This is a genomic window from Bacteroides thetaiotaomicron VPI-5482 (genome assembly GCF_000011065.1).
GTDB classification, from domain to species: domain Bacteria; phylum Bacteroidota; class Bacteroidia; order Bacteroidales; family Bacteroidaceae; genus Bacteroides; species Bacteroides thetaiotaomicron.
In genome coordinates, this window is sequence record NC_004663.1 from 4,039,660 (window position 1) to 4,053,879 (window position 14,220).

A 14,220-nucleotide genomic window follows, 5' to 3' on the forward strand; every position below is an offset into this window, starting at 1 on the left:
ACAATTAATAAAAAGATGACTATTATTTTTCCTTCACCCATCTTCGGCCCTGTTCATTCCCGCCGCTTAGGTGTATCTTTGGGAATTAACTTATTGCCGGAAGACGGCAAAGTCTGCTCGTTCGACTGCATTTACTGCGAATGCGGCTTTAATGCCGACCATCGTCCGAAGAAGCATCTGCCCACTCGTGAAGAAGTGCGCATCGCCCTGGAAGAAAAGCTGAAAGATATGCAGAAGAACGGTCCCGCCCCCGATGTACTCACATTTGCCGGAAACGGTGAACCGACTGCCCACCCTCATTTTCCGGAAATTATAGAAGATACACTGGCACTTCGTGACCACTATTTCCCGAATGCAAAAGTAAGTGTATTGAGCAATTCTACCTTCATCGACCGTCCTGCGGTATTCGATGCATTGAACAAGATAGATAATAATATCCTGAAGCTGGATACAGTGAACGAAGAATACATTCATCTCCTGGATCGTCCCAACGGGAAATATTCCGTAAGGAAGATCATCGAAAAGATGAAAGAATTCAAAGGAAATTGTATTGTTCAGACTATGTTTCTGAAAGGTAGTTACCTTGGAAAAGATATGAATAATACATCCGATGAGTTTGTGCTCCCCTGGCTGGAAGCAGTCAAGGAGATAGCTCCCAGTCAGGTGATGATCTATACGATTGATAGGGAAACTCCCGACCATGATCTGCAGAAAGCCACTCATGAAGAACTGGACCGGATTGTAGAATTGATAAAGCGAACGGGAATTCCGGCAACAGCGTCCTATTGATGGATAAGTGAATTATGCTATTTGTTGTACAAGATATCGGATTAGATTTAAAAAATAAGGTGACACGCTATTGACCTCCGCTTATCCCTATGGGATTTGTGAATAAATAATAATAAAACAGCTTCTGATTTAGGGTAACCCAAAGATGAAGTGTATTTATTACCAAACGAGTAATTTTACAATCTGACATTAACAGTCTTAATTTCTAATACCAAATAAATAAAAACATGAAAAAAGAAACCCCCATCTCTTTACGACATTTCAGGCGTATTACCGCCATTTTATTCTTATGTCCGATTTCCCTTTCTTCCATACAGGCATCCGCAGCATCGGATCAGAGTGACGTTTCTTCGGCATCCGTCCATCAGGAACAAACTTCGGGAATCCTTCGTGCAGAAAAAATAAACCCGACGACGGTTGATGTACTGTTTGCGAACCAGCAACGGATGACTATCGACTTTTACGGAGAGAATATTTTCCGTGTCTTTCAGGACAATTCCGGAGGCATCATCCGTGACCCCGAAGCGAAACCTGAAGCGCAGATACTTGTAGACCAGCCCCGACGCAAGGTTTCCGGACTGTCGGTGGACGAGAAAGATGGATATATCACCCTCACCACCGCCCAAGTACGGATTGAACTGAATAAGCAGACCGGACTGATGAAAGTCTTTAATCCGTTAACCGGCAAATGTGTGATCGAAGAAGTCGCTCCGGTGATATTCGGTCCTAAAGAAGTGACCGTAACCTTAAAGGAGAATCCCGAAGAATACTTCTACGGAGGCGGTGTGCAAAACGGACGTTTCTCTCATAAAGGCAAGGTTATTGCCATCGAAAATCAGAATAGCTGGACGGATGGCGGAGTGGCCTCCCCTGCCCCTTTCTACTGGTCTACCAATGGTTACGGAATGATGTGGTACACTTTCCGGAAAGGTGAATACGACTTTGGAGCAACAGAGAAAAACATAGTGAAACTGTCTCACAATTCTTCTTACCTTGATATTTTCTATATGGTCAACGACGGAGTCGTTTCCCTGTTGAATGATTTTTATCAGTTGACGGGAAACCCCGTTTTGTTGCCCAAATTCGGTTTTTACGAAGGACATCTCAATGCCTACAACCGTGACTACTGGAAGGAAGACGAGAAAGGAATCCTCTTTGAAGACGGAAAGCGTTATAAAGAAAGCCAGAAAGACAATGGCGGCATCAAGGAGTCTCTGAATGGTGAAAAGAACAATTATCAGTTCTCGGCACGTGCCGTTATCGACCGTTACAAGAATCATGATATGCCTCTCGGATGGTTACTTCCGAACGACGGTTACGGAGCCGGATACGGACAGACGGAAACACTGGACGGCAACATCGCCAATCTGAAAAGCCTGGGAGACTACGCCCGTAAGAACGGAGTGGAAATAGGCCTCTGGACACAGTCGGACCTGCACCCGAAGGAAGGTATAAGCGCCTTGTTGCAACGTGACATCGTGAAAGAAGTCCGTGATGCCGGTGTGCGTGTACTCAAAACCGACGTGGCATGGGTAGGAGCCGGCTATTCCTTCGGATTGAACGGAGTGGCGGACGTAGGACATATTATGCCTTATTATGGCAATGATGCCCGTCCCTTTATCATTTCACTGGACGGCTGGGCAGGCACACAGCGTTATGCCGGCATCTGGTCGGGCGACCAGACCGGAGGCGAATGGGAATATATCCGTTTTCACATCCCTACTTATATAGGTTCCGGTCTGTCCGGCCAGCCGAATATCTGCTCGGATATGGACGGTATCTTCGGTGGAAAAAATGCGGCAGTCAATATACGTGATTTCCAATGGAAAACATTTACCCCCATGCAGTTGAATATGGATGGCTGGGGCGCCAACGAAAAGTACCCCCATGCTTTAGGCGAACCAGCTACATCCATTAACCGTATGTATCTCAAACTGAAATCGGAACTGATGCCTTACACGTATAGCTTTGCCCGTGAAGCGGTGGATGGTATGCCTCTCATCCGTGCCATGTTCCTCGACTATCCGAATGAATATACCTACGGAACGGCTACCCGCTACCAATATATGTATGGTACCGACTTTCTCGTAGCCCCTGTCTATCAGAATACGAAAGCTGATAAAGAAGGCAATGATATCCGCAATGGAATTTATCTGCCCGAAGGCACTTGGATAGATTATTTCAGCGGAGAGAAATACGAAGGCAACCGTATTCTCAGCAACTTCGATACTCCGGTCTGGAAGTTACCCGTATTCGTAAAGAACGGCGCTATTATTCCGATGACACAACCTAACAATAATGTCAGCGAAATAGACCCCTCACTTCGCATCTATGAATTTTATCCGAACCGCCATACTGCAACCGTAGAATATGACGATGACGGTGTGACGGAAGCCTACCGTCAGGAGAAATCGGTATCTACCCTGATCGAATCGAACGTAGACGCAAAGAACCGTGTGACTATCACCATTCATCCCACAGCCGGAAGTTTCGACGGTTTTGTAAAAGATAAAAAGACGGAACTGCGCATCAACGTCACGGAGAAACCGAAGAAACTGACTGCAAGAATCAACAACAAGAAAGTAAAACTGACGGAAGTAAGCACGGCAGCGGAACTTCTGAATGGAGAAAACGTATTCTGGTACGAAGAAACCCCCAATCTGAATAAGTTTGCAACCAAAGGAAGTGAATTTGAGAAAGTGGTTATCACAAAGAATCCGCTGTTGCACATCAAACTGGGCAGCACCGACATCACCGCCAATCGTATCGAGCTGGACGTGGAAGGTTTCCGCTTTGAGCCGGCCGACCGGAACTTGGTAAGCAACGGAACCCTGTCTGCACCGCAAAACGCTCAGGTAAGCGAGCAGAACAGAGAAGCATATACCCTGCAACCGACTTGGGACAAAGTACCCAATGCCGATTACTATGAGATTGAATTTGACGGAATGCTTTATACGACTATCCGGGATACTCACTTACTGTTTGAAGATCTGAAAGCGGATACTCCTTACGCATTCAAAGTGCGTGCTGTCAACAAAGACGGTGTGTCCGAATGGGCAGAGATTCAGGTGAAAACGAAGACTAATCCGCTGGAATTTGCTATTCGTGGCATTGAAGGCGAATCGACTGCCGCATCGCAGGGAGGATTCGGTGTAGACCGATTGTTCAACTTCTCCGAATCGGGAGATACATGGCACACGAAGTATAACGTTAACTCCATACCATTAGATTTGATTATCGACCTCAAAACAGTTAACCAACTGGATAAGTTCCATTATCTACCCCGTGCGGATGCCGGCAACGGTACACTGCTGAAAGGAACAGTATCCTACAGTATGGACAAAGAAAACTGGACGGAAGCCGGAGCATTCGAATGGCAGCGGGACGGTGATGTAAAAGTATTCACTTTCACAGAGCGTCCAAATGCACGTTACATCAAACTGAACGTTACGGCAGGTGTAGGAAACTATGGTTCAGGTCGTGAAATCTACGTATTCAAAGTACCGGGAACGGCAAGTTACCTGCAAGGCGACATCAACAATGATGGCAAGATCGACCGCAATGACCTGACTTCTTATATGAACTATACCGGATTGCGTCGTGGTGATTCAGACTTTGAAGGTTATATCAGCAAAGGCGATATCAACATGAATGACTTGATAGATGCTTATGATATTTCTGTCGTAGCCACTCAGCTCGACGGCGGTGTCGACAGGAAAGCTACGGAGAAAGTATCCGGCTCTCTGTCTATCAGCACTCCGAAGAAGCAGTACCAGAAGGACGAAATCGTTGAAATCCGTGTGAAAGGTAATGATCTGCGTTCGGTTAATGCACTTAGCTTTGCTTTGCCTTATGATCAGAGCGACTATGAATTTGTAGGTGTGGAACCGCTGAATATGAAAGCAATGGAAAATCTGACTTATGACCGCCTGCATACGAATGGTGTGAAATCTCTCTATCCTACTTTCGTCAATATGGGAAAACAGGAGGCTTTGGAAGGTTCGGAAGAACTCTTTATTCTGAAATTGAAAGCGAAACGTAAAGTGAAGTTTGATCTGAATCTGAAAGACGGAATATTGGTTGATAAGCAACTGAGGATGCATTCATTCTAAATGTATTTCGTGTAAATCATTGATATATAACAAAAGAGGATGCCTGTGGGGAACTATTGGCATCCTCTTTGCTTTAAGAGCTATTTTATTTGGACGTTATAAATATACGTATAATAGATAGACTTTCAGATTAATTTTATACATTTACCAATGTGTGCGAAGGAGTGAGCGTATAGGAGTTAAAGATAATCATCACAAACAAATAATAGAATGAAAGCAAATTTATTATTACTCATACTTATAATCGGATTTAATAGTAGCTTGGTAGCTCAAACTTCTCAAGTAATAACGGACTCTGTAACGATCAATGGGCGTGTGACCGATTATGATAATCATCCGCTGGACAATGTTTCCGTCAGTTGGGCACGTCCGGACTTCAGTGAGGTATCGGTAACGCTGACAGACAAAAATGGAAATTACAGCATACGCATCCCCAAGGGAAAATATCATTCGATGGGTGCATTGAATATGGATGAATACATCATCGCCAATTCTACCCTACCGGAGAAGGATCAACGACTGGAATTTTGGGGATGGGATTTTATCGCCGATCGCGACACAACGCTCAACATACAATATCATCGTATGGAAGCCTATGGACTGCGTGCTTTCAGAATCCCGGGTGCAACACCTGCTTATCAGGTGTATGTCCGTCCTATGAGTCTGACACGTACGCAGGCATGGATGAAAGCCGGAAAGCCTAAAGAAGCAATTCTGGCCCCTGAGCCGGAACAGTTGAAAGCTGTTGTCTGGATCAACGGTGAAAAAGTTCCTATACTCATGAAGCAAGAGATAAAAGAATATTTCGCTCCTGACGAGTGGGGAAATGCCTATCTGTTGACAGTCGATATGCCTAAAAACAGGAATAATACTTTGCCTTATTATGTGTTTAAGGTAGAACTGACAGATTTGGAGAACGGGGATAGAGGAGAAGCTATTTATTATATGGAAAAGGAGACTTACGTCAGATAGAATTTATTAGTTACATACAGGAGCTATATGCCCAACATATTGGATATATAGCTCCTGCGCGTTGGATATATAGCTCCTGTACGCAGGACATATATACCCTGCACACAGGCTAATCAGGCTCTTACTTTACATCATCCCATGTATCCGTCCGGAACGGGAAAGCAGCGATCCCCAATGTATTGCGTAAAGTGATGTTTCCTACATAATTACGGAAAGCATACCGTACGGCTACCGGTTGGGCGACCTGATCGCTCCATACTTCCACATTTCTTGTGCGACCTGCAATCCGTGCTTTTGCCGGATAGAACTTCTTGTCGGCTCCTGCTATTTCGAAACCTTCCAATTCACAGTTGCCCGGTGCCAGTCCGGAAGGGGCATTGTCGAGTGTGACGATCGCTTTGTTCTTTGAATATTCCACCTTTGTCATCATCGGTCCGGTAGATGGGAATTTATGGAGACCGTATGTTTTAGTCAGTGCGAGATTGGCCAGCCGGAGTCCTACTACATTTTTCTGAGGGGGATGAATGCAGAACTCGTCGCCGACATCTATCGTAGGAATCATTCCGGAGTTGGGGATTGTCTGTAATGCTTTCATTTGTGCTTCCTGCAATAAGGCGGAATTTATATTCCGGCTGTTTCCGTATTTGTGCGGAGCAATCTGGACATAATAAAAAGGCATATCCGGTGTTTCCCATACATTTCTCCAGAGCTGCACCATCGCAGTCATCATCGGAGCATAGATCTGATAGTTGAATAGATTCGACTCTCCCTGATACCATAGAAATCCGCGTGCCGTATAGTTTTTCACAGGCAGTAACATGATATTATACAGACATTGCAGCCGGCTGTTCGTATCTAACTTTGGATTTTTGGCGGCTTCTATATTTGCGCCTTTCACGGAGGCGAGCGTTTCTTCTGTCATCCATGCCTCGATTCGTGAACCTCCCCAACTGTTGATGACCAGTCCTACGGGGAGATGAAGCGTTTCCGTCAGTTGTCGGGCAAAGAAGTAACCTGCGGCACTGCAATCCATAGTGGTTTCGGGCGAAGAAACTTCCCATTTCGCTCCTTCAAAGTCTGTCCGTTCTTTCACTCCTTTGGTTCGGGGGACAGTGATAAAACGGATACGGTCGCGGTAGTTGCCTGCGTTCAGAAGAGTTTCCAGCGAATGGTCGATGGGTTGTCCCATGTTTCCTTTCATGGTCATTTCCATGTTAGACTGACCGGAGCATATCCATACCTCTCCTATTAATATATCCGATAGCGTGACCCGGATCCCGTCACTGATGGTAATAGAATAAGGAGTAAAACTCCCGGCAGGAGTATCCACTTTGACCAGCCAGGCTCCCTCATCGTCTGTCGATACCTTATAAGTACGGTTATTCCAAGAGGTGGTGACAGTCACCTTTTTGCCGTCTGCCCATCCCCACAGCTTAACGGAACTGTTTTGTTGGAGTACCATATGATCTCCCATCATGGCAGGGAGCTTTACTTTGCCTTGTGCAAGCGAGAAAAATAGAAGCGAGATTGTAAAAATCAGAAAATGTTTTTTCATACTATTGTTTTATTAATTAGGATTTGACAAATACTTCACTTAGGTATAGGGCAAAATTACAACCTAATTTAAATATGGAATAATACTATTTAGTCATTCTCTGACAGATTTTGGTCGATTTACTCTAACTTCGCTTTCTCCTTTTGTTTTTTGATAAATATTGTCTTCAGATTATGATGATATTATATTTTACTTGTTTTTTCTTTGTATTGAGTCGGTGTCTCCCCTGTGTACTGCTTGAAAGCAGTGCTGAAATAACTGGGAGATGTAAATCCGACCTCTTCTGAAATTTCCGTAAATGTCATTTCGGTATTGGCAATTAACGTAAGTGCTTTTTCTATTCGGAATTTATTGATGTAATCATTTGCTCCTATCCCGGTAAGTGCTTTCAGTTTAGTGTAAAGCGAAGTACGGCTTAAACCTATTTCCTTGCAAATGAACTGAATGTCCAGATTGGTATTACTCAGATTCTCCTGGATTGTTTTGTTCACTTTAAGTAAGAAGCTCTCGTCTACCTGGCTGAAAGTGGTCTCTTTCGGGACAGGTATTATGCCCGTATGCAAATACCTTTTCTTAATGTATTCCCTGTTTTTCAGACGGTTACTGATTATCTCCATCAGCATTTCTACTTCAAAAGGTTTTGTCAGGTAGGCATCTGCTCCATTCTTATAACCGCTGATGAGACTTTGTTTATCATCTCGTGCCGTGAGCAAGATAATGGGAATATGGCTGATCGTAATATCTTCTTTGATGTTTATGCACAGCTCGTATCCGTTCATCCGCGGCATCATCACATCGCTGACAATGATATCCGGAATGTGACTTTTGATAAGCTGGAGAGCCTCCACCCCATCAGCGGCAATGATTACCCGTTTGAAAGACTCTTCCAGTGTCTTTTTTAGAAAGTCTGTCATATCCGGATTGTCATCCACCACCAGGATGGTGTATGGAGTTGTATCGAAAGTTTCTTTATCGGTTGCCTGCTTCAGATTATCACTAAGTATCAGTTCGTTCAGATACGCTTTCGGCTGGCAGATAATCTCTTCTGATTCTTGCTTCAACGGTAGCTCGAAAAAGAAGATAGCCCCCGCTTCGGGGTTATCTTGTGCACCGATAGAGCCGCCATGCTGTTCGACCAGAATTTTTGAGTAAGACAATCCGATTCCGGTTCCACTTTGTTCTCCTGTTCCCTGATAGAAGCGGGTAAAGAGTTTATGTGTATCTACCTGTTTCAATCCGCATCCCTGATCGATGATGGAGATACGTACTCTTCCTGTTTCGGGAAGCAATTCCGAGGCAATGGTTATTTCCGTATCCTGAGGACTATGTTTGAGCGCATTGATCAGCAGATTGCTTAAGATGATTTCGCATTTGTCCTTATCGAAACTTACTGTTTCAATCTGCGGATCGAGCTGGTAACGGATGCGTACGTTCTTTGCTTCTCCTTCACTGATGAAATCTTGTGATACGTGCTCAATCCAGTGGTTGAGGGGATGCGGTTGAATAAGCAGTTTGCTCTCACCGACCTCCATTTTGCGTACGTCGAGCACCATGTTTATCAGGTTCTTCATTCGTTGGGCCTGACGATAAATAGCTTTTAGCGGCAGATATTGGGGATCTTCGGAAGACAAAGATTTCAGTATCCGGTTGAGCGGCGCATGAATAAGTGTCAACGGAGTGCGGAGTTCATGGCTGATATTGATAAGGAAACGTACTTTTTCTTCATACGTTTGTTTCTCGTGTTCCTTCATTGCCCATTTCAATTTCTCTTCGTTGCGCTTCACCGTTCTTCGGAAAGTTTCGATGATTGCTATAGAAACGAGTACGGCACAAGTCAGGCTAAACCACCATGTCCGGTACCAGGGCGGAAGTACGGTTAGTTCCAGTACTTGTTGGTCGGGAATCCAGCTACCGTCTTTTGCAGTGCACGAAGCCATGATTCTATAACTTCCCGGAAGCAGTGATCGGATCACCAGTTCCGGATTGTATGATTCGGTATATTCGTTGTTCAATCCTTCTATCTGATACCTGTAAATCTTTTGCCGGAAGATGTCTTCTTCCCTCGACATGATGCGGATGGATATATTGCTGTTCCAGGGTACCGAGATTTTTGCCGGATGGTTGTACCATTCATGATTCGCCGATTCGCCATTGATGGTAATATCCAGCAATTGAAGTTCCGGCATTTCCGATGTGTTCAGAAGAAGTTGTCCGTCGATGCGCAGCATACCCTTCACACCGCCTATGTAGGCATCCCCTTGTTCGTTCACCAACCGTGCATTAGGGAGATATTCGTTTTGTATGGCTCCGTTCGATTCTCCGAAAAGTACAAACTTCTGTTCTTTGATGAAGTAGGCGAAAAGCATATTGTCAACGCCTATCCATACTTTGCCTTTCTGGTCGCACAGTACCATATTAATTTCGGTGAACAGATTGGTAGGGACAAGAGTCCGGCTTTTTAAGACAGGGTCGTAGTGGATAAGTCCGAAATTGCTTCCGATCCAGAAATGTCCCTGTTCATCATGGGATACGGAACTGATCACTGTATCCGTGTAGCATTCAAAAACGGTTTTCAGCCGGGAGGTCTGGTCGTCCAGTTCATAGATATGTTTGATATCATTGATATAGGTCAGGTTCTCTTGATGATCGAACGGGACAAGGGTACCCACAATATCTTTCCCTTCCTCTTCGGTGATGGTGCTGAATTTCTTCTCTTTGAGGTGATACTGGTAGATGTGGTCTCCCAGGAATAACACGGTGTTGGGCGTATTTTGATATAAGTTGACGGACTTTCCACGGTTGCAGAGCCGTGTAGTCGTTTCTTTGTCGATGATGGTGAAAGGTTGCTTCTCTCCTGTGGCGGGGTTGAAGACAAAGACTCCTTTGGAGAAAAGCGAGATCAGTAGTTTTCCGGGTGTAAAGCCACTGATGAATGCCACCTTATCTCCCCAAGTAGACGAATAATGGGTAAACTTTTCGGTGTGCGGGCTGAAAAGGTTGATGCCTCCCCCATCGGTGCCAATCCAGATGCTATCCGGCGATTGCCGGTAAAGGCTCCGTACAGTGCCGTTGCTCAATCCGCGGTCGTTGCCCGGCACTACGTCCGTATAGGTTTTCATTGATACTTCCCGGATGCTGATCAATCCGTTGCAGGTGCTTCCTGCCCATACATTGTTGTTGTAATCGTTGTGAAGGCAGAGAATGGAGTTGGCAGGCAGAGAATAGTTCTCACGGCCCGGAATATACTCCAGTTGGGAGATTTCTCCGGTTTCGGGATGGAGGATATTGATGCCTCCCCCGTCTGTTCCTATCCACAGTTGTTCTTCTCTTTCGGCGAGGCTCAATACGATGTCGTTGCTGAGTGAGGAGTTATGGGTAGTGTACGAAGCCGATAGTTTGCCGTCGCGTGAGTAGCAGCGCAGTCCACCGCTGTAGGGGGCAATCCAGATTCTATTTTTAGAATCGGTTATCATACTTGTGATTTCCGGTCCGCAGTCAAAGGGCGGGCGTCTGTGCTCTCCGGTTTGCAGGTCCACGAGATATAAGCCGGTCCATCGGCTGCAACAGAGCAGCGTCTTTGAGTCCCATACACTGAGAGCGGTGATTTTAAAAGAGTTGGCATTGAAATATTGAAGGAGTCTCAGCGAAGAGTCCTTATAGCTGTACTTATAGATTCTGTCTTTGCCACCGAACAGGATTCCATCCGGAACGAGGCAGAAGGAATAGGCAGTAATGTAATTCCCTTCTTCGTCTGTAGGGAAAGTGAAGTTGTTGCTCTGTTGCTGATAGCGTGCAATTCCTTTTTCGGTCAGTATCCAGATGTTATGTTGTTTGTCTTCCGCTATTTGGTAGATCAGGTTGTGAAGAAGCGAGTGCGGATCATTCGCCTGGTGTTTGTATCTCTTCAGTTGGTGTCCGTCGAACTTTCCCAGTCCTGCTTTGGTGCCTATCCAGATGAAACCCTGTTCGTCTCTGAGGATGCAGCGTACATTGGACGGCAGTCCTTCTTTGAGGGAGATTTGCTTATAGTAGTAATGTTCTGCGCGGAGAGGGAGGGTAGTTATCAATAGTATAATAGCTATAATCCCTGGTAAAGTAAGCAATCTTGTTTTCATGTAAAAGTAGGTTAGCGGATCGTCTGAGATTGGCACATTGATCCTTGGTTTGGTTTACCAAAGATAATACTTTCATCATATATTCAGCCGGTTTTTGCTGAATATATGATGAAATAGGTGCTGTTTACAGCAGTTTTAACAGATTTCCTACTAAAGTGATTTCATATTTCTTCCCTTTCACGGTGCTGAATGAGAGAGTTTTATCTCCGTATCTTACATTGCAGGGAGTTCCTGACCCGGAAAGAATGGTTGCTTTGTCCAGTTGCCCTTCTTTCCATGAAATGGAAATTTCGAAATTGCCTTTGGCACAGATGCCGGTTATCGAACCGTTCTTCCAGGCATCCGGCAAGGCTGGCAACAATTGGATAAATCCCATGTGGCTTTGCAACAGCATTTCGGTTATTCCTGCCGTACCTCCAAAGTTTCCGTCAATCTGGAAAGGCGCGTGGGTATCCCATAAATTGTCCAGTGTTCCGTTTTTCAACAGATTGCCGTATAACTTATAAGCATGGTTTCCGTCCTGAAGGCGTGCCCACTGGTTAAGTTTCCATCCCATGCTCCATCCGGTGGCTCCGTCTCCGCGGTGTTCCAATACCACTTTTGCGGCTTCTGCAAGTTTGGGGGTCGTGATGGGCGAAATGGTATGTCCCGGGTGCAATCCGAAGAGATGGTTCACATGGCGGTGTTCGTCTTCAGGGTCGTCTATGTCGGTCGACCATTCCATTAACTGCCCGTAACGTCCGATGCGGTAGGGAACTAATTTATCCAGTATCTTTTCCCATTGTTTGCGTTCTTTGGAGTCGATCCCCAGTTCTTTGCTGGCTTGGATAGCGTCCAATAGTATTTCACGCACTACGGCATGTGCAAAGGTTACTCCCTCGTCTATCGGTCCGTGTTCGGGAGAGGTGGAAGGAGCAGCGGTATAAGTGCCGTCGGGTTTATGCCATAAATGGTCCACTGCAAATTGTGCACTGCTTTTGATAAGGTCATACCCGATCTCTTTCAGGAATTTCTTATCACGGGTATAGTCATAATATTCCCAGATGTGTGTGGCAAGCCATGGGCCTGCGGTGGGATTCAGGTTCCATGACATCATATTGCTGGATAAAGGCGCTGTAAATCCGAAGATATTGGCAGAGATGGATGCCGTCCATCCGCGTGCGTTGAAGTAGGCTTGTGCCGTTTGTTCACCGGGTTTCACCAGGCTGCGTATAAAGTCTATCAAAGGCCATGTGCATTCCGAAAGGTTGGCGGAGCAGGCAGGCCAGTAGTTCATCTGGATATTAATGTTATTGTGATAATCCACTCTCCAGGGACCGTCCAGATTGTTGTGCCACATACCTTGCAGATTGGCGGGCATATTGCCGGGGCGCGAACTGGCTATCAGCAGGTAACGCCCGAATTGATAGTACAACTGTTCCAGTTGATAATCCGGGGTTCCTTTTTTATAATTAGCCAGACGTTGGTAGGTGGGGAGGTTGGGACTGCTTATATCCGGATTGAGTTGCAGCCGTACCCGGTTGAACAGCGCCGTATGGTCGGCTTCATGATTACGGTACAGTTCATCATATCCTTTTTGTACTGCTTGGTCCATCATGATTCGGGTGGTTTGTTCCGGATCGTTGCCTACATACGTTTTCGGGTCTTTGAAATCGGGATTGAAGTTCATTTTATAATCGGTGTCCGCTGTGAGCAGAAATACCACTTCGTCAGCGCCTTTTACGATAAGGCGGTCGTTTTCAGCTTCCAGAGTTCCTCCTTTGTGGATAGCTTTGATTCGGAAGGCAAACTTCATACCGTTGTTATCGAGTACTCCGGTATATACCAGTCCGTCTTTTCCGTCTGCCCTGAGGTTACTTTTTGCTTCGCTGTTGGGGCAATAGCTCAATATAAGGTTCTGTTTTCCGGATTGGTTGGCGGTGAATTTCATTACCATGACGCTGTCCGGATAGGAAATGAAATATTTCCGTTGATATTGCACTCCATCTTTATCGAACTGCACCACAACCATGGCAGAATCTAATGACAAGATACGGCGATAGTTACTCATTCTGAGTTCATTGAGTCCGGTTTCCACATAAAGTTCTCCCATCGTGGTGAACGAACCGAAACGGAATGGAGTTTCATCTTTCTCTTCGTAAGCTGCTAAACCGTTGAAGTTGTTCCGGGTGAGTTGGGCGGCTTTTTCTTTGTCTTCATCCAGAAATGCCTGGCGGATTTCTTTTAATACTCCTGCCGATTGTTTGTTTACGTCCCAGTAATATTCCGCTCCTTTCGAAGTATTCGGTCCTCCTTTCCAGAGAGTTTTCTCATTGAGAGTGATGCGTTCGGCAGCCACCGACCCTAAGATGTTCGCTCCCAGACTACCGTTTCCGATAGGAAGTGAACGACTTTCCCACGTTTTGTCAGGATTGGCTCCTGAACCGGAAGCACGTAGCCAGATAGCTTGCCCGTCGAGATTGTTGGGAGTATCGAACCAGACAGAGAGTCCTTTGGTATAATCAACAGTTCCTATTGATGATGCGGAAAGGGAGAAAAGTGTGCAGATAAAAAAAGAATAAAGTTTCTTCATAATAAATTAATTTAAAGGAGTACGTGCAAAAGTACTCCTTTTCTTCCTTATCCATGTTCTGACTCTTTTTCAATTTTGTTCAATAGGCTTTCAAAAATCGATAAA

General features: G+C 45.3%; 6 protein-coding genes. 3 read left to right on the forward strand and 3 right to left on the reverse strand.

From position 1 onward, the window contains the following. Positions 1-15: 15 nt before the first annotated feature. The 3 genes from BT_RS16040 (at position 16) to BT_RS16050 (ending at position 5,873) form a co-directional block, all read left to right on the forward strand. Entirely contained in the window at positions 16-789 is a 774-nt protein-coding gene (locus BT_RS16040) for a radical SAM protein (protein WP_011108683.1), read from the forward strand. 227 nt (positions 790-1,016) lie between these two features. Further along, a complete protein-coding gene (locus BT_RS16045) occupies positions 1,017-4,901 on the forward strand; it encodes a TIM-barrel domain-containing protein (protein WP_011108684.1) in 3,885 nt (1,294 codons plus the stop codon). Positions 4,902-5,111: 210 nt separating this feature from the next. Next, positions 5,112-5,873 (forward strand): carboxypeptidase-like regulatory domain-containing protein, encoded by a 762-nt coding sequence (locus tag BT_RS16050; RefSeq protein ID WP_011108685.1) that lies wholly within the window; start codon positions 5,112-5,114, stop codon positions 5,871-5,873. A 121-nt stretch (positions 5,874-5,994) separates the two neighbouring features. On the opposite strand, the gene BT_RS16055 is transcribed toward BT_RS16050, so the two are convergent. From BT_RS16055 to BT_RS16065, 3 genes are all read right to left on the reverse strand, one after another. Beyond that, positions 5,995-7,428, reverse strand: coding sequence for a sialate O-acetylesterase (locus BT_RS16055; protein WP_011108686.1), 1,434 nt, complete (start codon positions 7,426-7,428; stop codon positions 5,995-5,997). A gap of 182 nt (positions 7,429-7,610) precedes the next feature. Beyond that, positions 7,611-11,543, reverse strand: coding sequence for a hybrid sensor histidine kinase/response regulator transcription factor (locus BT_RS16060; RefSeq protein ID WP_011108687.1), 3,933 nt, complete (start codon positions 11,541-11,543; stop codon positions 7,611-7,613). A gap of 124 nt (positions 11,544-11,667) precedes the next feature. Beyond that, positions 11,668-14,115 (reverse strand): glycoside hydrolase family 95 protein, encoded by a 2,448-nt coding sequence (locus tag BT_RS16065; protein WP_011108688.1) that lies wholly within the window; start codon positions 14,113-14,115, stop codon positions 11,668-11,670. Positions 14,116-14,220: the final 105 nt, after the last annotated feature.